General features: G+C 69.3%; 20 protein-coding genes. 7 read left to right on the top strand and 13 right to left on the bottom strand.

Annotated features, from left to right (window positions below):
• The 3 genes from PKA16_RS13555 to PKA16_RS13545 all read left to right on the top strand — a co-directional run.
• A partial coding sequence (locus PKA16_RS13555) for a class I tRNA ligase family protein (protein WP_324403953.1) occupies nt 1–1,615 on the top strand: 1,615 nt, incomplete at its 5' end.
• A 4-nt stretch (nt 1,616–1,619) separates the two neighbouring features.
• The gene (lspA, locus tag PKA16_RS13550) at nt 1,620–2,132 is read left to right on the top strand and encodes a signal peptidase II (RefSeq protein ID WP_324403951.1); all 513 of its coding nucleotides are present in this window, start codon (nt 1,620–1,622) and stop codon (nt 2,130–2,132) included.
• A 23-nt stretch (nt 2,133–2,155) separates the two neighbouring features.
• The gene (locus tag PKA16_RS13545) at nt 2,156–3,121 is read left to right on the top strand and encodes a hypothetical protein (RefSeq protein WP_324403949.1); all 966 of its coding nucleotides are present in this window, start codon (nt 2,156–2,158) and stop codon (nt 3,119–3,121) included.
• A gap of 6 nt (nt 3,122–3,127) precedes the next feature.
• Here PKA16_RS13545 and PKA16_RS13540 read toward each other — a convergent pair whose 3' ends face one another.
• Both PKA16_RS13540 and PKA16_RS13535 read right to left on the bottom strand, forming a co-directional pair.
• A complete protein-coding gene (locus PKA16_RS13540; RefSeq protein ID WP_324403947.1) occupies nt 3,128–3,436 on the bottom strand; it encodes a CcdB family protein in 309 nt (102 codons plus the stop codon).
• A gap of 205 nt (nt 3,437–3,641) precedes the next feature.
• Nucleotides 3,642–4,640, bottom strand: coding sequence for a quinone oxidoreductase (locus PKA16_RS13535; RefSeq protein WP_324403945.1), 999 nt, complete (start codon nt 4,638–4,640; stop codon nt 3,642–3,644).
• Nucleotides 4,641–4,745: 105 nt separating this feature from the next.
• Between PKA16_RS13535 and PKA16_RS13530 the strand changes: the two genes are divergently transcribed.
• Nucleotides 4,746–5,642 carry a DMT family transporter gene (locus PKA16_RS13530; protein ID WP_324403943.1) on the top strand — a complete coding sequence of 299 codons (897 nt, stop codon included), beginning with the start codon at nt 4,746–4,748 and terminating at the stop codon, nt 5,640–5,642.
• A 73-nt stretch (nt 5,643–5,715) separates the two neighbouring features.
• Here the strand turns inward: PKA16_RS13530 and PKA16_RS13525 are convergent, their stop codons facing one another.
• The 6 genes from PKA16_RS13525 to PKA16_RS13500 form a co-directional block, all read right to left on the bottom strand.
• Nucleotides 5,716–5,994 (bottom strand): hypothetical protein, encoded by a 279-nt coding sequence (locus PKA16_RS13525; RefSeq protein WP_324403941.1) that lies wholly within the window; start codon nt 5,992–5,994, stop codon nt 5,716–5,718.
• 107 nt (nt 5,995–6,101) lie between these two features.
• Nucleotides 6,102–6,887 carry an SDR family oxidoreductase gene (locus PKA16_RS13520; RefSeq protein ID WP_324403939.1) on the bottom strand — a complete coding sequence of 262 codons (786 nt, stop codon included), beginning with the start codon at nt 6,885–6,887 and terminating at the stop codon, nt 6,102–6,104.
• A 35-nt stretch (nt 6,888–6,922) separates the two neighbouring features.
• Nucleotides 6,923–7,816: a DMT family transporter gene (locus PKA16_RS13515; RefSeq protein ID WP_324403937.1), complete on the bottom strand. Its 894-nt coding sequence runs from the start codon at nt 7,814–7,816 to the stop codon at nt 6,923–6,925.
• Between the two features lie 51 nt (nt 7,817–7,867).
• On the bottom strand, nt 7,868–8,023 hold the full coding sequence (locus tag PKA16_RS13510; protein WP_324403935.1) for a hypothetical protein: 156 nt from the start codon (nt 8,021–8,023) through the stop codon (nt 7,868–7,870).
• 3 nt (nt 8,024–8,026) lie between these two features.
• The gene (locus PKA16_RS13505) at nt 8,027–8,437 is read right to left on the bottom strand and encodes an NAD(P)H-dependent oxidoreductase (protein WP_324403933.1); all 411 of its coding nucleotides are present in this window, start codon (nt 8,435–8,437) and stop codon (nt 8,027–8,029) included.
• 129 nt (nt 8,438–8,566) lie between these two features.
• On the bottom strand, nt 8,567–9,511 hold the full coding sequence (locus PKA16_RS13500) for a LysR family transcriptional regulator (protein WP_324403931.1): 945 nt from the start codon (nt 9,509–9,511) through the stop codon (nt 8,567–8,569).
• 262 nt (nt 9,512–9,773) lie between these two features.
• On the opposite strand from PKA16_RS13500, the gene hmgA reads away from it, so the two are divergent.
• From hmgA to PKA16_RS13485, 3 genes are all read left to right on the top strand, one after another.
• Nucleotides 9,774–11,069 (top strand): homogentisate 1,2-dioxygenase, encoded by a 1,296-nt coding sequence (gene hmgA, locus PKA16_RS13495; protein WP_324403929.1) that lies wholly within the window; start codon nt 9,774–9,776, stop codon nt 11,067–11,069.
• An 18-nt stretch (nt 11,070–11,087) separates the two neighbouring features.
• Nucleotides 11,088–12,407, top strand: a complete 1,320-nt coding sequence (fahA, locus tag PKA16_RS13490) for a fumarylacetoacetase (RefSeq protein WP_324403927.1) — start codon at nt 11,088–11,090, stop codon at nt 12,405–12,407.
• Nucleotides 12,408–12,482: 75 nt separating this feature from the next.
• Complete coding sequence (locus tag PKA16_RS13485; protein WP_324403925.1) at nt 12,483–14,831, top strand: cytochrome P450/oxidoreductase; 2,349 nt, start codon at nt 12,483–12,485, stop codon at nt 14,829–14,831.
• Nucleotides 14,832–14,845: 14 nt separating this feature from the next.
• Here the strand turns inward: PKA16_RS13485 and PKA16_RS13480 are convergent, their stop codons facing one another.
• From PKA16_RS13480 to PKA16_RS13460, 5 genes are all read right to left on the bottom strand, one after another.
• A complete protein-coding gene (locus PKA16_RS13480) occupies nt 14,846–16,207 on the bottom strand; it encodes a DUF3422 domain-containing protein (RefSeq protein WP_324403923.1) in 1,362 nt (453 codons plus the stop codon).
• A gap of 58 nt (nt 16,208–16,265) precedes the next feature.
• Nucleotides 16,266–16,400: a hypothetical protein gene (locus tag PKA16_RS13475; RefSeq protein ID WP_324403921.1), complete on the bottom strand. Its 135-nt coding sequence runs from the start codon at nt 16,398–16,400 to the stop codon at nt 16,266–16,268.
• Between the two features lie 94 nt (nt 16,401–16,494).
• Nucleotides 16,495–18,006: a tripartite tricarboxylate transporter permease gene (locus PKA16_RS13470; protein WP_324403919.1), complete on the bottom strand. Its 1,512-nt coding sequence runs from the start codon at nt 18,004–18,006 to the stop codon at nt 16,495–16,497.
• A gap of 19 nt (nt 18,007–18,025) precedes the next feature.
• Entirely contained in the window at nt 18,026–18,514 is a 489-nt protein-coding gene (locus PKA16_RS13465) for a tripartite tricarboxylate transporter TctB family protein (protein ID WP_324403917.1), read from the bottom strand.
• 134 nt (nt 18,515–18,648) lie between these two features.
• The coding region (locus PKA16_RS13460; RefSeq protein ID WP_324403915.1) for a GspE/PulE family protein at nt 18,649–19,563 on the bottom strand (915 nt) is incomplete at its 5' end.

Here is a 19,563-nt window from a genome sequence, read left to right as displayed (position 1 = left end):
GCTGGACCACAGCTACCCGCACTGCTGGCGCCACAAGTCGCCCGTGATCTACCGCGCCGCCTCGCAATGGTTCGTGCGCATGGACGAGGGCGAGGGCGTGTTCACCAGCGACAAGGCGCCCGAGACGCTGCGCACCACGGCGCTGCGCGCGATCGAGCAGACGGCGTTCTACCCGCACTCCGGCCAGGCGCGACTGCGCGACATGATCGCGGGCCGCCCCGACTGGGTCATCAGCCGCCAGCGCGCCTGGGGCGTGCCGATCCCGTTCTTCCTGCACAAGGAAACCGAGGCGCTGCACCCGCGCACCATGGAGATCCTGGACCAGGCGGCCGACATCGTGGAGCAAGGCGGCATCGAGGCCTGGAGCCGCGTGACGGCCGAGGAGATTCTCGGGCCCGAGGACGCCCAGCACTACAGCAAGAGCAGCGACATCCTGGAGGTGTGGTTCGACTCCGGCTCGACCTTCTGGCACGTGCTGTGCGGCACGCACCCCCAGGAGCACCACGAGAGCGGCCCCGAGGCCGACATGTACCTGGAGGGCCACGACCAGCACCGCGGCTGGTTCCATTCCTCGCTGCTGCTGGCCAGCGCCATCCGCGGCCGCGCGCCCTACCGCAGCCTGCTCACGCACGGCTTCACGGTGGACGGCCAGGGCCGCAAGATGAGCAAGAGCCTGGGCAACGCGGTCGCGCCCCAGGTCACGAGCGAGAAGCTCGGCGCCGAGATCATCCGCCTGTGGGTCGCTGCGAGCGACTACTCGGGCGACATCGGCATCGACGAGAAGATCCTGGCGCGCGTGGTCGACAGCTACCGCCGCATCCGCAACACGCTGCGCTTCCTGCTCGCCAACACCAGCGACTTCGATCCGAAGAAGGACGCCGTGCCGGCCGACCGGATGCTGGAGCTGGACCGCTGGCTGCTGGCGCGCGCGGCCGAATTCCAGGCCGAGGTGCTGGCTCACTACGAGGTCTACGAGTTCCACCCGGTGGTCGCCAAGCTGCAGCTGTTCTGCTCGGAAGACCTGGGCGGCTTCTACCTCGACGTGCTGAAGGACCGGCTCTACACCACGGCGCCCGACTCGCTGGCGCGCCGCAGCGCCCAGACCGCGCTGTGGCAGCTGACCCAGGCGCTGCTGCGCTGGATGGCGCCGTTCCTCAGCTTCACCGCCGAGGAGGCCTGGAAGCTGGTCGGCGCGAGCGACTCGATCTTCCTGGAGGAGTTCTGGCGCTTCGACGCACCCGACACGACGTTGCTGGCCAGGTGGGCGCGCATCCGCGCGATCCGCGAGCAGGTCAACAAGGAAATCGAGGTGCAGCGCGAACAGGGCGTGATCGGATCGTCGCTGCAGGCCAACGTCGACCTCACCGCGGCGCCGCAGGACCACGCCCTGCTGGCCAGCCTGGGCGACGACCTGCGCTTCGTGCTCATCACCTCGGTGGCCCGGCTGCACGCCGGCGACGCGCTGCAGGTCGAGGTGCACGCCTCCGGCGACCGCAAGTGCGAGCGCTGCTGGCACTGGCGCGCCGACGTCGGCGCCGATCCTGCGCATCCCACCATCTGCGGCCGCTGCGTCAGCAACCTCCACGGCAGCGGCGAGGTCCGCGTGGTCGCCTGACGCCGTGACGCTCACGACGACTCCCGGCGCGCGGCCGGGTTCCTGGCTGGCGCTGGCCGCGCTGGTCGTGGCGCTGGACCAGTTCGTCAAGTGGTGGATCGTCGGCCACTACCAGCTCGGCGACGCCACGCCGGTCACAGGCTTCTTCAACATCGTGCGCGCGCACAACACCGGGGCCGCGTTCTCCTTCCTCGCCGGCGCCGGCGGCTGGCAGCGCTGGTTCTTCGTGGCGCTGGCACTCGCGGCCAGTGCCTTCATCGTCTGGCTGCTGCGCGGCCACGCGGGGCAGAAGCTGTTTGCCCTGTCGCTGACGCTGATCCTGGCCGGCGCCGTCGGCAATTTGATCGACCGGCTGGTGCACGGCTACGTGGTCGACTACCTGGACTTCCACTGGCCGCTGCTGGAACCGCTGTTCTACCGCGGCCACTTCCCGGCCTTCAACCTGGCCGATGCAGCCATCACGGCGGGCGCGATCGGGCTGGTCCTGGACGAGTTGCTGCGCATGCGGCGCCGCTGAAGCGAGCGCCCGCCCCCATCGCCATGACCGCGCCCGTCCTGCGCTATCCGGCCGAGCTGCTGCGGCGCGCCACGCGCATGTTCGCCACCGTTGCGAAGATCATGCTGCCGGTGATGCTGGCGGTCTACGTGGCCGAGCGGCTCGGGCTGGTGGCGCTGGCGGGGCGGGGGCTGGCACCGGTGATGGGCATGCTCGGGCTGCCGCCCGAGGCCGCCATCATCTGGGCCACGACGGTGCTCACCAATCTGTACGGCGGCATCGCCATCGTCGCCACGCTGGCCAGTGACCTGCAGCTCAGCGTGGCGCAGACGAGCGCGCTGGGCGCGATGATGCTGTTCGCGCACAACCTGCCGACCGAGCAGGCCATCGTGCGCAAGGCCGGCGGCAGCGCCCTGCTCACCGGCAGCCTGCGCCTGCTGGTCGGCGCCGGCTTCGGCGCCGCCGTGACGTGGACCTGCCAGCTCGCGGACTGGTTGCAGCAACCGGTGTCTCTGGCCTGGCTGCAAGGCGTCGGCAGCGCTGGCGGCGGCACGCCCGACGCCGGGGGCTGGCTGCTCGCCACCGCGCAGTCGATGGGGATGATCTGGCTCATCATCATCGCGCTCGTGCTGCTGCTCGATGCGCTGGAATGGATGGGCGCGACGCGCCTGTTCACGCGCCTGCTGGACCCGGTACTGCGGCTGACCGGCCTGGAAGCGCACGCCGCGCCGCTCACCACCGTCGGCCTGCTGATGGGCCTGACCTACGGCGGCGCGCTCATCATCGACGCCAGCCAGCGCGAACACTACAGCCGCCGCACCCTGCTGCTGGCGACGTGCTGGCTGTCGCTGTTCCACAGCGTGATCGAGGACACGCTGCTGATCGCCGCGCTGGGCGCCAGCATCTGGGTCATCCTGGTGGTGCGCGGTGCCATCACGCTGGCGATCATGATCGCGCTGGCGGCACTGACCCTGCCGCATACGCGCTGGGGGCGGCGGCTGGCGGCTTGAGGCGCGTCAGTGGCCGCGCGGCATGAATTCGATGCAGGCCTCGACCACGGCCTGCTCGAATGCGGTCAGCCGCCGCATCGGCTGACGGAGCAGCGACGCGGAGACCCCGAGCACGCTCGGCGTATCCGAGACATGGTCTTGGCCATCAATCACGAGCGTGCTCTGTGCACGCTGCATCACCGGCCTGTTGCTTCCCACACGTCGCAACGGAATGCACCAGCGCGTGGCGGTGGTCACCCGATCGCCCTGGACATCGAGGCAGAAGTCGTGAGCGACAGAACGATCTGGGCAGCGAAAGACCTCGAAGCGCGGCATGCCTGTCAGTCCGCCGAATCAGGCGAACCTTCCGGGTAGCGCTGCCACTGCGATCGAATTGCAGAGCCTCGCTCCTTGAAATCATCCAAAAAACGGCAGTTGGACGCGTTCGCCCAACAGGTGGAGATGATCGAAGCAGCGGAAGTCAAGGTTCATGCGGCTCTCGTGAAGAAGGCAAGCGGTCAACTGCCGTTTTTGGGATCATTCACGGTGTCCTGTCCTTCCCTGGCGTGAGGATCGTCGAACCCGTCGTCTGCCGGGCTTCCAGCGCGCGATGGGCTGCCTGCACTTCAGCCAGCGGGAAGCGCTGGTCGATGTGGATCTTCACCTTGCCGCTCGTCACCATGCCGAACAGATCGTCGGCCATCTGCTGGCAGCGCTCGCGCGTGGCGATGTGGGTGTAGATGGACGGGCGCGTGACGTACAGTCCCTTGCCGGCCAGCTGCGCCAGCGTGAATGGTGGCACGGCGCCGCTGGCGTTGCCAAAGCTCGCCATCAGGCCGAACGGGCGCAGGCACCGGAGCGAACCCTCCCAGGTGTCCTTGCCGACCGAGTCGTAGACCACTTTGACGCCGCGCCCTCCGGTGATCTCGGCCACCCGCGCGGCAAAATCCTCGGTCCTGTAGTTGATCGCGACGTCGGCGCCGTTGGCGAGCGCCAGCGCGCACTTCTCCGCCGAGCCGGCGGTGGCGATCAGGCGATAGCCCAGCGCGCGCGCCCACTGGCAGGCGATCAGCCCGACGCCGCCGGCGGCGGCGTGCCAGAGGATGTGATCGCCCGGCTCCAGGCCTTCGGCCGGCAGGGTGCGGCGCAGCAGGTACTGCACCGTCAGGCCCTTGAGCATCATGGCGGCGCCGGTGTCGAAGTCGATCGCGTCGGGCAGCTTGCAGACCGCGGTGGCCGGCATCACCCGCAGCTCGCTGTAGCTGCCAGGCGGCTGGCTGGTGTAGGCGGCGCGATCGCCCGGCGCGAGATGCGCCACGCCCGGCCCCACGGCCTCGATCACGCCCGCGCCTTCCATGCCCAGGGTGAGCGGGGTCGGCAATGGATACAGGCCGCTCCTCTGGTAGACGTCGATGAAGTTCAGGCCAATCGCATGGTGGCGGATGCGCACCTCGCCGGGGCCGGGATCACCGACGGCGACCTCGACCAGCTTCATCTCCTCGGGCCCGCCCTGGCGGGCGATCTGCACGGCAAGCGGCATGGCGATCTCCTCTCGTTTAAGCTCATGGCCTCCGCCGATGGTGCCACGCCTGCCGCCAGGCCGCGGACCGCGGGGACGATGTCCTTGCGCCCCACCCCAGCACCCATGCGCCTGACCCCCACCAACGCCATCCTGCTCGCGACGCCACCACTGCTGTGGGCGGGCAATGCCGTGGTCGGCCGGCTGGTGGTGGACCTGGTGCCGCCCATGATGCTGAACTTCCTGCGCTGGGCCGTGGCCTTCGTGCTGCTGTTGCCGCTGGCGCCCTGGGTGCTGCGCCCGGGCAGCCCGATCTGGTCCGGCTGGCGCCACTACGCCCTGCTCGGCCTGCTGGGCGTGGGTTGCTACAACAGCCTGCAGTACCTCGCGCTGCACACCTCCACGCCGATGAACGTCGTGCTGGTGGCCTCGACCCTGCCGCTGTGGATGCTGGTGCTGGGGCGTGCGTTCTTCGGCGCCACCATCAACCGCGCGCAACTGGCGGGCATGGGGCTGTCGATCGCCGGCGTGCTGGTGGTGCTCACGGGCGGCGAGTGGCGACAACTGGTGCACTGGCGCCTGGTGCCGGGCGACGTGCTGATGCTGATCGCCACCATCCTGTGGGCCTGGTACTCGTGGCTGCTGCTGCCACGCCCCGATGATCCCCCGCGCCTGCGCGCCGACTGGGCCGCGCTGCTGCTCGCGCAGGTGACCTACGGCGTCGGCTGGTCGGGCCTGTTTGCTGCGGGCGAGTGGGCCTGGGGCGCTGCACCGGTCCGCTGGGGCTGGCCGCTCGCGGCCACGCTGGCCTTCGTCGCCATCGGCCCGGCCATCGTCGCCTACCGCTGCTGGGGCCTGGGCGTGCAGCGCGGCGGGCCGGCGCTGGCAGGCGTGTTCTACAACCTCGCGCCCGTGTTTGCCGCCATCCTGTCGGCGCTGTTCCTGGGCGAGTGGCCGCACCCGTTCCATGGCGCGGCGTTCGCGCTGATCGCGCTGGGAATCTGGGCATCGTCGCGGCGCTGATGCGTTGTGCCGCGCGCCTGCCCGCTCACTGGTTGCCGAACTTCCCGACCATCCAGGTCATGGTGCGTCCGACTCAGGCCGCGTCGCAGCGCCCAGCCAGATAGCCGGAGCCGCAGCCGTAGAGCTCGGCCAGGACGTGGCGCAGGTGATCGTCCGATTCGCCGCTGGCGGCACCCGGCACCGGCTGCGACCCCTGGCGCGCGGCATCGATCATTGCCTGCGCCATCTTCTCGGCCGCCAGTTCGCCGCGCAGGAACTGCGGCGCCAGCGCCACCGCGCCATGAATGGCCGCCCGCATGTGCGCCGCCTGCGTCGGCGCGCCCGGCCCGGCCGCCTGATGCCTGTCCGTCATTGACTGCTCCTGGAACCATCAACCGCAGCCATTTTGCGCCCGGCCCGCCGCAGCGGCCCCGTCACGCGCAAGCCCATCCCGCCGGTGGGTTTTCTGCCTGGCGGCGATCAGAAGGTGCCCGGATAGAGCCCGCCGTCGAGCAGCACGTTCTGGCCCGTGAGGTAGCCGGCCTGAAGGCTGCACAGGAAGGCGCACATCGCGCCGAACTCCTCGGGCGTGCCCAGGCGCCCGGCCGGGATGGGCTTGGCCTGCGCGGCACGCGCCTGCGCCAGCGTCTGGCCATTCTGGCTGGCCACGTTCTGCATGATGCTGGCCAGGCGATCGGTGTCGAACTTGCCCGGCAGCAGGTTGTTGATGGTCACGCCGCGCGCCGCCACCTCGGGATTGCGCGCCAGTCCGGCGATGAAGCCCGTCAGTCCCGAGCGCGCGCCGTTGGACAGGCCGAGGATGTCGATCGGCGCCTTCACCGCGCTCGAGGTGATGTTGACGATGCGGCCGAAGCCGCGGGCGAGCATGCCGTCGAGGCTGGCCTTGATGAGCTCGATCGGGGTCAGCATGTTGGCGTCCACGGCCTTGATCCAGGCCTCGCGATCCCAGTCGCGGAAGTTGCCCATGGGCGGCCCGCCGGCATTGGTGACCACGATGTCGAGGTCCGGGTGCACCGCCAGCGCCTGCGCACGGCCCTCCGGTGTGGTGATGTCGGTGGCGACGGCCAGCACCTGCACGCCGGACTCGGTGCGCAGCGCAGCCGCGGCCTGCTCCAGCACCTCGGCACGGCGCGCCACCAGCACCACGTTGACGCCCTCGCGTGCCAGCGCCTGCGCGCAGCCGTGGCCCAACCCCTTGCTGGCGCCGCACACCAGCGCCCACTTGCCGGCAATTCCGAGATCCATGTCGCGCTCTCCAGTTCCGCCCAGAAACAACAAGCCTAACCGACGCGCCGCCCCGCCCGGCTGAACAGATAGACCCCGACCAGCACCAGCGCAGTGCCCGCCACCAGCGCCGGCGTGAAGGGCTCGCCCAGCAGCACGATACCCATGACGATGGTCGACAGCGGTCCGATCATGCCGACCTGCGCCGCCAGGCCGGCACCGACGCGCTCGACGCCGATCATCACCAGCAGCACCGGCACCGCCGTGCACAGCGTAGCGTTGAGCAGCGACAGCCACAGCACCGGCTCGGCCACGCGCGCCGACGCCCAGGGGTTGAACAGCAGGAAGTGGGCGATGCAGCACAGGCTGGCCACGGTGGAGGCCAGGCCCACCAGGCGCAGGCTGCCGATGCGGGCAACGAACTCGCCGCTGAAGAACAGGTAGAGCGCGTACGAGGCCGCCGACAGGAACACCCAGAACGCGCCCCAGGCGGTGGCGCTGCCCGGCATGCCATGCAGCTCGACGCGGAACACCAGCAGGGCGCCGCCGTAGCCGACCGCCGTGGCCAGCAGATGCCCGAGCGTGATCGGGCGGCCGCGCAGCGCCCAGCCGTAGAGCAGCACCAGCGTCGGGGTGAGGTAGAGGATCAGCCGCTCCAGGCTGGCCGTGATGTATTGCAGGCCCAGGAAGTCGAGCATGCTGGCCAGGTAGTAGCCGCAAAAGCCCAGGCCCAGCACGGCCCAGCGTTCCGACCGCGCCAGCGCCGGCCGGCCGCGCCCGCCCCACCAGGCCATGAACAGGAAGAACGGCAGCGCCATCAGCATGCGGTACATCAGCAGCGTGATGGCGTCGACGCCGTAGCGGTAGGCCAGCTTGACGACGATGGCCTTGCCGGAAAAGCCGACCGCGCCCAGCGCGGCAAACAGCAGGCCGCTGGTTCTCGGGTTCATGGGGTCGGCGCGGCTGGCGGTGGCGCGACGGGCGCGCCACGGCCCCGATCCTCAGGCACGCATCGGCTTGAGCGCCACGGCCCAGCGCCGCAGCTCGTCGAGCAGGCCGGTCGCGGCGGCATCGATCACCTCGGTGGAGCGGAACGCGCCCTGCTGGTCCAGATGGCTCGCTATGGTCGGGATGGCCACGCACTCGACCATGGGCATCACCTAGAGCGTGGTCACGTGCAGGCGCGCCGCCTGCACGGCACGCAGGCCGCCCGAGAAGCCGGCGCCGTAGCCGACGAAGCCGGCCGGCTTGTAGTGCCACTCACGCGTGACGTAGGCCAGTGCGTTGACCAGCGCCGGCGGCGGGCTGTAGTTGTATTCCGGCATCACGAAGACGAAGGCATCGGCCGCGTCCACGCTGGCGCTCCAGCGTCGCGTGTGCTCGTGCTCGTACTGCTGCATGCGCGGATGCACGGCCTCGTCGTAGAGCGGCAGATGGAAGTCGATCAGGTCCACCAGCTCGGCGTCGAAACCGCCATGCCGGCGCGCAAGTTCATGGAACCAGCGTCCCACCGCCGGGCCGACGCGACCGGGGCGGGTGCTGCTGATGATGATGTGGAGCTTGGGATCCATGTTGTCCTTTGCGGCAAGTGAAGCGGGAAAGGGCGCGGATGACGAGGCATCCACCGGCGCCCTGGCCGACGTCGGCCGGTGGCAGGGTGCGCCAGGGCAAGACCGCGATTGTCCCCGCTCGGCGCCGGGTCATGCACGCTTGCGGGCATTGCGGATCGCGTCAGCGGCAAGCGCGTTCCAGCCGCGCCGGGCCGCGCGCGCCAGCAGGAAGTCGGCAAAGCGCTGCGCGGCAGGGCCGAGCTCGCGCCCGGCGCGGGAATAAAGGTAGAAGCGCCGCCGGATCGCCGGCTCGACCAGTGGGCGCATCTGCAGGCCCAGCTGCTCGATCAGGGGCTGGGCATACGGCATGCCCGTGGTCACCCCGAGCCCGGCGGCCGTCATGGCGAAGGCCGTGGTCATGAAGGCCACCTCGTGCACTGGCTCCAGCACGACGCCGGTCGCCTCGCGCAGCAATTCGGCGCGCAGCAGGCGCGTGTACTGGCCGCGCAGCGAGATCACGGGCTCGCGCACCAGCTCGGCCCAGCGCACCTCCGGTCCGGCCGCCAGCACATGGCCGGCGGGCAGCACGGCATGGAACTGCATGTCCAGCATCGGCCGCGCCAGCAGCTCGGGGCTGGGCGCGCGCTCCGGGCCCACGCCCAGGTCCACGTCACCTGCCAGCACGCGCGACGACACCGCCTCGACCTCCGAGTCGGTGACCAGTACCTCGACCTTCGGGTGCAGCTCGGCAAACGCGGCCACCGACTCGGGCAGCAGCGTGCAGGCGATGAGCTGGGGCACGGCGATGCGCACCTGGCCCGCATTGAGCGACTTCAGGTCGGCGATCGACGTCAGCGCACGGTCCAGGTCCCCCAGGATGCGCTCGACCAGGGGCAGGAAATCGGCGCCCACCTGCGACAGCTCGATGCGGCGCGTGGTGCGGTGCACCAACTCCACCCCCAGTTCGCTCTCGAGCTGCCTGACCAGGCCGCTGAGCGCGCTTTGCGTGATGTGCAGGCGCGTCGCAGCCTCCGTGAAGCTGCTCGTGCGCACCACGGCAACGAAGGCCCGCAACTGGCGCAAGGTGATATTCATCACTTCATCCAATAAACCTATAAGAATTATCCGTTTGTCTAACGGAGTAGATCATGCTTCAATCAACAATCGAACCGGGCGTTGTGCACCCAGTGAAAGCGCAACAGACTCGGGACCGAGACTCTCACGTGGCATGCACGAACCGTGAATTCCGGCCGATACGCGACGAGGAGACATGGATGAAGCCGCAGCAGACACGGCAACCCGGTCTCCTCCTGTGCATCAAAAATACAGGATATTCATTCACGAACGGAGACCATCGATGGCTGAAAAGAAACCCCTGGACTACATGAGCGGCTTCGGCAACGAATTTGCCACCGAGGCGCTGCCAGGCGCCCTGCCCGACCTCGGAAATTCGCCGCAGCAGGCACCGTACGGCCTCTACGTGGAACAGCTCAGCGGCACCGCCTTCACGGCGCCGCGCCACGCCAACCGGCGCACCTGGCTCTATCGCATCCGCCCTGGCGCGGTGCATGGCGCGTTCGAGCCCTGCGATGCCGGCCGGCTCTGGCGCACCCAGCCGGACGACGTGCCGCCGCCGCCCAACCGGCTGCGCTGGGACCCCACGCCCATTCCCACCAGCGACGCGCTGGACTTCATCGACGGCATGACGACGATGGGCGTGAGCGCCACCACCAGCATCAACATCTACGCGGCCAACCGGTCGATGGACAAGCGCTATTTCTACGACGCCGACGGCGAGTTGCTGATCGTGCCGCAGCAGGGCCGGCTGGAGCTGGCCACCGAACTGGGCGTGCTGGAGATCGGGCCCTCCGAGATCGCCGTCATTCCGCGTGGCGTGCGCTTCCAGGTGCGCCTGCTGGACGGCAGCGCGCGCGGCTGGGTGTGCGAGAACCGCGGCCACCACCTGGTGCTGCCCACGCTGGGCGTGATCGGTTCCAACGGCCTGGCGCATCCGCGCGATTTCCTCACGCCGGTGGCGGCCTACGAGGACGTGGAGGGCGACTTCGAGATCGTGGCCAAGTTCGGCGGCCACTTCTGGAAGGCACCCATCGGCAACTCGCCGCTGGACGTGGTCGCCTGGCACGGCACCAGCGCACCCTACAAGTACGACCTGCGCCGCTTCAACGCCGTCGGCTCCATCACCTACGACCACCCCGACCCCTCCATCTTCCTAGTGCTGCACGCGCCCAGCGCCACGCCTGGCGTGGACACGCTGGACTTCGTGGTGTTCGCGCCGCGCGTGCTGGCCATGATCGACACCTTCCGCCCACCCTGGCTGCACCGCAACATCGCCAGCGAGTTCATGGGCAACATCCACGGCGTCTACGACGCCAAGGCCTCGGGTTTTCCGGCCGGCGCCTCGTCGCTGCACAGCTGCATGACGGCGCACGGCCCGGACGTGGAAACCTTCGAGAAGGCCAGCCATGCCGACATCTCCAAGCCCGACTACATCACCGACCAGCTCGCCTTCATGTTCGAGACGCCGGAGATGATCTGCCCGACGCGCGCGGCGCTGGAGTCGCCGCAGCGCCAGCAGGACTACTACAAGGTCTGGCAGGGCTTCAAGAAATACTTCAACCCGAACCAGCGCTGACAAGAGAGGCAAGACCCCATGACGCTGAACGAGACTCACGATCCCGCCCTGCGCAGCTGGGTGGCCTCGGCCAACGGCCACGACACCGACTTCCCGATCCAGAACCTGCCGTTCGCGGTGTTTCGCCGCACCGGCAGCAGCGAAGCCTGGCGCGGCGGCGTGGCCATCGGCGACCAGGTGCTGGACCTGGGCACGGCGGCCCGTACCGGCGCCATCACCGGCGCGGCAGCGCAAGCGCTGCAGGCGGCTGCCGGCGACAGCCTGAACGCCTTCATGGCGCTGGGCGCGCCCGCCTGGTCGGCGCTGCGCCTGGCGCTGTCGCGTGCGCTGCGCGAAGGCGCGGCCGAACGCACGCGGCTCGAGCCCTGCCTGGTGGCCCAGGACGCGGTCGAGTACACGGTGCCGGCACGCATCGGCGACTACACCGACTTCTACACCTCGATCCATCACGCCACCAACATCGGCCGCCTGTTCCGCCCCGACAACCCGCTGATGCCGAACTACAAGTGGATCCCGATCGGCTACCACGGTCGCGCCTCGAGCGTGGTGGTGTCGGGCCAGGACTTCCGGCGCCCGGTCGGCCAGACCAGGGCACCCGATGCCGGCGCGCCCGTGGTGCAGGCCAGCCAGCGCATGGACATCGAGCTGGAGCTGGGCGTGTTCATCGGCAGCGCCAACGCCCTGGGCGAGCCGGTGACCATGGCGCAGGCCGAGACCCATGTGTTCGGCCTCACCCTGCTCAACGACTGGTCGGCGCGCGACATCCAGCCCTGGGAATACCAGCCGCTGGGCCCGTTCCTGTCGAAGAATTTCGCCACCACGATCTCGCCCTGGATCGTCACCCTGGAGGCGCTGGCGCCCTACCGCGTGGCACCGCCGGCACGCGCGGCCGACGACCCGGCGCCGCTGGCCTACCTCGATTCGAGCTTCAACCGCGAGCAGGGCGCCATCGACATCGAGCTCGACGTGCTGGTGCAGACGCCGCGCATGCGCGAGCAGGGCCAGGAGGCGGCACGCATCGTCACCACCAACTACCGCCACGCCTACTGGAGCTTCGCCCAGATGGTGGCGCACCACACGGTGAACGGCTGCAACCTGCAGCCCGGCGACCTGCTGGGCACGGGGACCCTCTCGGGCCCGTCACTGGACCAGGCCGCGGCGCTGATCGAGCTGACCGCGGGCGGCAAGAACCCGCTCACCCTGCCCAATGGCGAAACCCGCACCTGGCTGCAGGACGGCGACACCGTGGTGCTGCGCGGCCATTGCGCGCGTGAAGGCGCGGCCCGCATCGGCTTTGGCGAATGCCGCGGCACGGTGCTGCCGGCGCGCGCACTCTGACTGCCTGCGTGCGGCGCTGTTGCGACAGTGACGTCGCAGCAGCGACGTGACCCAGTTGCCCAGAAGGTTCCCGCCATGACTCGTACCGACACCCCGCAATGCCCTGCGACCCAGGCCCCGGCAGACTCCCATGCCGACAACTGCCCTTTCAGCGCCCAGGCCGCCGCATTCGATCCTTTCACCGACGCCTACATCGAAGACCCGGCGGAGCTGGTGCGCTGGGCACGCGAACAGATGCCGGTGTTCTACAGCCCGAAGATCGACTACTGGGTGGTCACGCGCCACCAGGCGATCAAGGATATTTTTCGCGACCCGCACACCTTCAGCCCCTCCAACGCGCTTGAATCGCTGGCACCGCCCAGCGACGAGGCCACCGCCGTGCTCAAGTCGTACGACTATGGCATGAGCCGCACCCTGGTCAACGAAGACGAGCCCATGCACATGGCTCGGCGGCGCGCGCTGATGCAGCCGTTCACGCCCGACCACCTGCGCCAGCATGAGCCGCTGGTGCGGAAGATTGTGTCAGAGGCTATCGACAGCTTCATCGACGCCGGCGAAGTTGACCTGTTCAAGGCCCTGACATGGCATGTACCGTTCACCGTGGCACTGCACTTTCTGGGTATCGACGACGAAGAAGACCGCGAGCGCATGCACGAGTTCGCAGTGGCGCACACCAAGAACGCCTTTGGCCGCCCCACGCCCGAGGAACGCATCGAGGTCGCCCACACCGTGGGCAAGTTCTGGCAGCTTTCGGGCGAAATCCTGGCGAAGATGCGGCGCACGCCGGAAGGCCCGGGCTGGATGCGCTACTCGATCCGCCAACAGAAGCACCATCCCGAGGTCGTCACCGATTCCTACCTGCATTCGATGATGATGGCCATCATCGTCGCCGCGCATGAATCGACCTCGTTTGCCACCACCAACGCCATCAAGACCCTGCTGGAGCACCGCGAGATCTGGAACGAGCTGCGCGAGGACCCGGCGCTGATCTCGCCAGCCATCGAGGAGTGCCTGCGCTACAACGGCCCGATTGCATCCTGGCGCCGGCGCGCACTGCGTGATGTCGAAATCGAGGGCGTGCAAATTCCTGCAGGTGCGCGCCTGCTTCTGGTGGTGGCCTCAGGCAACCGCGACGAACAGGTGTTCGATGAACCGGAGCTGCTCGACATCCGGCGCAGCAACATGATCGACCACCTGTCCTTTGGCTACGGCGTCCACCAGTGCCTGGGCAAGAACATTGCCCGCATGGAAATGCAGATCATGATCGGCGAACTGGCACGCCGGCTGCCGCACATGCGCCTGGCGCCGCAGGAATTCAAGTACGTTCACAACCTGGCCTTCCGAGGACCCCAGAACCTGTTCGTGCAATGGGATCCGGCACAGAACCCGGAGCGCAAGGATCCAGGCGTGCGCAAGTTCCACCAGGCCATTCGTCTGGGGGCACCGGTCTCCACCAGCATGACGCGTCGGCTTGAGGTGGTGGCGGTGGAGACCCTGGCCAGCGGACCGGACATCATCGGGATCCGCCTGAAGTCACCGACCGGTGCCGCCCTGCCCAAGTGGACCCCCGGTGCCCACGTGGACATCGAGTGCGGCGATACCGGATTGTCACGTCAATACTCCCTCTGTGGCGACCTGAACGACCGCCAGCACTGGGAGCTGGCGATCCAGCGCGATGCCCTCAGTCGCGGCGGCTCGGCCTGGGTGCACCGCTATGCCACGCCGGGCGCCATCCTGCGCCTGCGCGGGCCGCGCAACCACTTCCACATGGACGAGCAGGCCAGCGGCCCGCTGCTGCTGATCGCCGGCGGCATCGGCATCACGCCCATCATGGCCATGGCCCAGCGCGCGCGGGAGCTGGGGCGCGACTACCAGTTGCACTACAGCGCCTCGACCCGCGCGCGCGCCGCCTATGCCGGCGAACTGCAGGCCCTGCATGGCGAGCGCCTGCACCTGCACATCAGCGACGAGGGCGGTCGCGTCGACCTGGCCGCGCTGCTGGCGCGCCCCGACGACGAGACCCAGATCCACGCCTGCGGCCCGGAGACCCTGCTCGCCGCCCTGCAGGCCGCCGTCGACCAGGCCGGCTGGCGCCCCGACGCGCTGCGAGTCGAGCATTTCGAAAACAAGGCGCCCAAGCTGGACCCTGCCCACGAGTGCGCCTTCGAGATCGAACTGGCGACCGCCGGGCTGACATTGCAGGTACCTGCCGACCGCACCGTGCTGGAGGTGCTGCACGCCGCCAACGTGGATGTGCAGTGCGACTGCGAAGAAGGCCTGTGTGGATCGTGCGAGGTCGGCGTGCTGGCGGGCGACCTGGACCATCGCGACAGCGTGTTGACGCCAGCCGAGCGCAAGGCCGGCCAGCGCATGATGACCTGCGTCTCGCGCGCGCGCACAGGGCGGCTGGTGCTGGACCTTTAGCCGTCAGGCGGCAGTCAGGCGTCGCCGTCGGTGCGCGGCCGATCGGCATCGGCGATCCGGTGGTGCAGGCGCCGCATGCCGGCCCACACCACGAGCGCGACCACCGGCACCGCGGCAGCGGCCGTGGCCTCGACGCTGATCGGCCAGCCCAGGCCCTGCGCACCGCGCGCCAGATAGGCCACCAGGCCGACCACGTAGTAGGTGATGGCCGCGACCGACAGCCCTTCGACGGTGGACTGGAGCTTGAGCTGCAGCCCCTGGCGCCGGTTCATCGCCGCCAGCAGCTCACGGCTGGCGCGTTGTTGCTCGACCTCGACGCGCGTGCGCAGCAGGTCGCCGACGCGCGCGATGCGCGCCGACAGCGCTGCCTGGCGCCGGTCGGCGGCGCGGCAGGTGGCCATGGCCGGGGCCAGGCGCCGCTCCAGGAAGTCGCGCAGCGACTGCATGCCGTCGAGTCGCATTTCGGCGATGTCCGTCAGGCGCTGGCGCACCAGCTCGTCATAGGCCGCGCTGGCGGAAAAGCGCGAGTGTGTCGCCGCGTACAGGCCTTCCAGCTCGGCTGCCAGTTGCGTCAGCCGCGCCAGCAGCGCCGGCTCGTCCGGGCGCTCGGCGCCGCGCAGGGCCTGCGTCAGCGCTGCCAGCTCGTCCTCGCCCCGGGCCAGCCAGCGCACCGCGCGACGTGCCGCCGGCAGGCCCAGCAGTGCCGCCATGCGGTAGCTGTCGATCTCCAGCACGCGCTGCACCAGCCGCCCCAGGCGACGCGGCGTCACCTGGCCCGTGGGCGCCTCGGCGTCGGCCAGCACCAGCATGCGCAGGCAGCCATCCGCACGCAGCCGCAGGTCGGTGTGCAGCACCGAGCTGTGGCTGATCACCAGCGAACCGGTGACCCAGCCTTCGGGGAACAACTGGCGCAGGAGGACGCCGGCGTCGCTGCCGTGACGCGGCAGGGCCCACAGCTGCACGCCCGTCAGGGCCTGGCCGGGCAGCCCCTGGCGCCAGGCGGCGGGGACCAGCTCCGCGGCGCTGGGCGGCTCGCCCGCGCCGAAGGCATCGAGGTCGGCCGGTTGCAGCGGACGAAAGAAGGTCCAGGCAACGAACTCCGTGTGCAGCTCCCAGCGCACGCTGAAGTCGCCCAGGTCGGCCTGGGCAAACGCGGCATCGGCGGCCGGCGGCGCAAGGCCGCGCCCGGCCAGCAGCGCCGCCAGGTGTGCGTGGCTGGCGGCGCGTTCCGCACCGGACACCAGTTGCACCCAGTGCGTCACCGCCAGCGGCGCGTGCAGGGGCTGGGGCGGGCGCGCGTGAATCTCGGCGTGCAGGCGGGCGTGCAGCTCGGGCGTGAATGCGTCGACCGGCGGGGGAACAGGTGCACTGGACATGGCGACAGGACCGCATTCTGCCGTCGGCGCGAGAGGGCCACCGTGCGGCGCTCCCGCATCATACGGACTCGCTTGCTGAAATGCCGAATGATCCTGAAAACGGCAGTTGATCGCTTGCCTTCTTCACGAGAGCCGCATGAACCTTGACTTCCGCTGCTTCGATCACCTCCACCTGTTGGGCGAGCGCGTCCAACTGCCGTTTTTTGGATGATTTCGCCGCGCTGCAATGACAGGGCCACCAGCCGTGATGCCGGCGCCAGCCGCCGGTTCCCCGTCATTACCCGGCTTCATTCCTCGACGAAGGCCTGCTCGCGCCCCTGCTTCACCGCCGGCAGCACGACGATCACCAGGAGCAGCGCGGCCAGGGCCAGCAGCGAGGCCGACAGCGGCCGCGTCACCAGCACGCTCCAGTCGCCGCGCGAGAGCAGCAGCGCGCGGCGCAGGTTCTCTTCCATCATCGGCCCCAGGATCAGGCCGAGCAGCAGCGGCGCCGGCTCCATCGCCAGCTTGTGGAAGACGTAGCCCAGGATGCCGAACCAGCCCATGATCCAGACGTCGAAGGTGTTGTTGTTGGTGGTGTAGACGCCGATGGCGCAGAACAGCACGATGGAGGGAAACAGCCAGCGATAGGGCACCGTGAGCAGCTTGATCCAGATGCCGATCAGCGGCAGGTTGAGGATGACCAGCATGGCGTTGCCGATCCACATCGAGGCGATCAGGCCCCAGAACAGGTCCGGATTGCTGGTCATGACCTGGGGCCCGGGCTGGATGTTGTGGATGGTCATCGCGCCCACCATCAGCGCCATCACCGCGTTGGGCGGAATGCCCAGCGTCAGCAGCGGGATGAACGAGGTCTGCGAGCCCGAGTTGTTGGCCGATTCGGGTGCCGCCACGCCGCGGATGTTGCCCTGGCCGAATGGCACCTCGCCGGGCTTCAGGCGGGTCTTCTTCTCGATCGTGTAGGCGGCAAAGGCCGAAAGCACGGCGCCGCCGCCCGGCAGGATGCCGAGCAGCGAACCCAGCACCGTGCCGCGCAGGATCGCCGGCGTCATCAGCTTCCAGTCCTCCTTGCTGGGGTAGAGGTGCTGCAGCCTGACTTCGAAGACCTCGCGCCTGCCCTGGTCCGCGGCGAGGTTGGCGATGATCTCGCCGTAGCCGAAAACGCCCATGGCAATGGCGATGAAGCCGATGCCGTCGGTGAGCTCCGGGATGTCGAAACTGTAGCGCGCCACGCCGGTGTTGATGTCGGTGCCCACCAGGCCCAGCAGCAGGCCCAGCACGATCATGCCGATCGCCTTGAGCAGCGAGCCCGAGGCCAGCACCACGGCACCGATCAGGCCCAGCACCATGAGCGAGAAATATTCGGCGGGGCCGAACTTGAACGCCACCTCGGTCAGCGGCACGGCAAAGCCGGCCAGCACCAGGGTGCCGAAGCAGCCGGCGACGAACGAGCCGATCGCCGCGGACGACAGGGCCGGCCCGGCGCGCCCCTTGCGCGCCATCTGGTAACCGTCGATCACCGTGACCACCGATGCGGCCTCGCCCGGCAGGTTGACCAGGATGGCCGTGGTCGAGCCGCCGTACTGCGCGCCGTAGTAGATGCCGGCGAGCATGATCAGCGCCGCCACCGGCGGCAACGCATAGGTGGCCGGCAGCAGCACGGCGATGGTGGCCACCGGGCCGACGCCGGGCAGCACGCCGATCAGCGTGCCGAGCAGGCAGCCGACGAAGGCGTAGATCAGGTTCTGCATCGTGAAGGCGACGCTGAACCCGAGCGCGAGGTGGTCGAACAGCTCCATGGCGTCCCGTTCCCGGCACTCAGCCCGCGATGAAGCCGGGCCAGACCTGGAGCTGCAGGTTCAGGCCCCGCACGAACACGGCCCAGCTGCCGATGGCCAGGACGGCGGCCAGCAGCGCCACCTCGCGCAGCCGGAATTCGCTGCCGGCCAGCGCCGACACCAGGGTCAGCGCGACGATGGCGACGATCACGCCCATCGGCGGAATGCCGAGCGCGGGCACGCCGCCCAGCAGGATGCCGAACAGGAAGTTGGCCAGGATGATGAAGACCAGCGGCCGCCAGGCCCAGGGGCCGACCGGTTCCCCATCGGGGGTCTGGATCACGAGCGCGCGCAGCACGATGACCAGGCCCAGCATCGCCAGCAGGATGCCGACCACGAGCGGGAAATAGCCCGGCCCCATGCGCGCCGCCGTGCCGATCGTGTAGCTGGGCGCGCCCAGGGCAAAGCCGCCGCCCACCACCACATACAGCACGCCGGCCCAGAAATCCTTCTGACTCTTGATGCGCACGCTCAGTCTCCTCGCGTGTGGAACCAGCGGGGATTGTCGCCAAAGCGTGCAATCACACCCACGAGGATTTCACCGGCTCCCTGCCCTGCCCCCGCGGCATCCCTGCGCGCCGTGGTGATCCACGCTCACGCCGGTCACGCCAGCGGCGGCGTCGCCGCGATCACCTCTTCCAGCGTCGTCAGGCCCTCGGCCGCGCGCAGCGCGCCCGCCAGGCGCAGCGGCCGCATGCCGTCGTGCACCGCCTGCTTGCGCAGCGCCGCCATGTCGGCGTCCTGGTGCACGAGCGCCCGGAAGGCCTCGCTCACGGTGAGCAGTTCGTAAATGCCCATGCGGCCGCGGTAGCCGGTCATGCGGCACTCCACGCAGCCCACTGCCTTGTAGGGCCGGTAATGACCCTTGTTGATCTTCCAGGGCCGCACCGCCTCGGCCAGTACCTCCATGCGGCCTTCGTCGTCGGGCTGCTTGCACAGCGGACACAGGGTGCGCACCAGGCGCTGCGCCAGCACGCCCAGGATGGTCGCGTTCAGCAGGTAGGACGGCACGCCCAGCTCCATCAGGCGCGTCAGGGCCGAAGGCGCATCGTTGGTGTGCAGGGTGCTGAACACCAGGTGGCCGGTGAGCGCCGCCTGCACCGCCATCTCGGCCGTCTCCAGGTCGCGGATCTCGCCGATCATGATGATGTCCGGGTCCTGCCGCATCAGCGCGCGCACGCCCTCGGCAAAGCTGAAGTCGAGTTGCGGCTGCACCTGGGTCTGGTTCAGCGTCGGCTCGATGCGCTCGATCGGATCCTCGATGGTCGAGACGTTGACCTCCTCGGTGGCAACGCGGCGCAGCGTCGAGTACAGCGTCGTGGTCTTGCCCGATCCCGTGGGTCCGGTCACCAGGATGATGCCGTGCGGGCGCGCCACCATGGCTTCCCAGCGCTCGGCGTCGTGCGGCGTGAAGCCCAGCTGCACCAGGTCCTTGACCGCGGTGTCGGGGTCGAAGATGCGCATCACCAGCTTCTCGCCGAAGGCGGTGGGCAGGGTCGACAGGCGCATCTCGATCTC

Source organism: Ottowia sp., from assembly GCF_035325765.1.
In the GTDB taxonomy this organism is placed as follows: Bacteria; Pseudomonadota; Gammaproteobacteria; order Burkholderiales; family Burkholderiaceae_C; genus Ottowia.
The sequence above is the reverse complement of the archived record's forward strand: the minus strand, read 5'-3'. Positions and strand labels throughout refer to the sequence as shown.

Excerpts from the sequence above, each read along its gene's own strand:
- PKA16_RS13480 (WP_324403923.1), bottom strand. The coding sequence starts at position 16,207 with ATGTCCAGTGCACCTGTTCCCCCGCCGGTCGACGCATTCACGCCCGAG.
- PKA16_RS13510 (WP_324403935.1), bottom strand. The coding sequence starts at position 8,023 with ATGCCCATGGTCGAGTGCGTGGCCATCCCGACCATAGCGAGCCATCTG.
- PKA16_RS13540 (WP_324403947.1), bottom strand. The coding sequence starts at position 3,436 with ATGCCGCGCTTCGAGGTCTTTCGCTGCCCAGATCGTTCTGTCGCTCAC.
- PKA16_RS13470 (WP_324403919.1), bottom strand. The coding sequence starts at position 18,006 with ATGGAGCTGTTCGACCACCTCGCGCTCGGGTTCAGCGTCGCCTTCACG.
- PKA16_RS13530 (WP_324403943.1), top strand. The coding sequence starts at position 4,746 with ATGCGCCTGACCCCCACCAACGCCATCCTGCTCGCGACGCCACCACTG.
- PKA16_RS13500 (WP_324403931.1), bottom strand. The coding sequence starts at position 9,511 with ATGAATATCACCTTGCGCCAGTTGCGGGCCTTCGTTGCCGTGGTGCGC.
- PKA16_RS13515 (WP_324403937.1), bottom strand. The coding sequence starts at position 7,816 with ATGAACCCGAGAACCAGCGGCCTGCTGTTTGCCGCGCTGGGCGCGGTC.
- PKA16_RS13525 (WP_324403941.1), bottom strand. The coding sequence starts at position 5,994 with ATGACGGACAGGCATCAGGCGGCCGGGCCGGGCGCGCCGACGCAGGCG.
- hmgA (WP_324403929.1), top strand. The coding sequence starts at position 9,774 with ATGGCTGAAAAGAAACCCCTGGACTACATGAGCGGCTTCGGCAACGAA.
- PKA16_RS13535 (WP_324403945.1), bottom strand. The coding sequence starts at position 4,640 with ATGCCGCTTGCCGTGCAGATCGCCCGCCAGGGCGGGCCCGAGGAGATG.
- PKA16_RS13545 (WP_324403949.1), top strand. The coding sequence starts at position 2,156 with ATGACCGCGCCCGTCCTGCGCTATCCGGCCGAGCTGCTGCGGCGCGCC.
- PKA16_RS13485 (WP_324403925.1), top strand. The coding sequence starts at position 12,483 with ATGACTCGTACCGACACCCCGCAATGCCCTGCGACCCAGGCCCCGGCA.
- PKA16_RS13505 (WP_324403933.1), bottom strand. The coding sequence starts at position 8,437 with ATGGATCCCAAGCTCCACATCATCATCAGCAGCACCCGCCCCGGTCGC.
- PKA16_RS13520 (WP_324403939.1), bottom strand. The coding sequence starts at position 6,887 with ATGGATCTCGGAATTGCCGGCAAGTGGGCGCTGGTGTGCGGCGCCAGC.
- fahA (WP_324403927.1), top strand. The coding sequence starts at position 11,088 with ATGACGCTGAACGAGACTCACGATCCCGCCCTGCGCAGCTGGGTGGCC.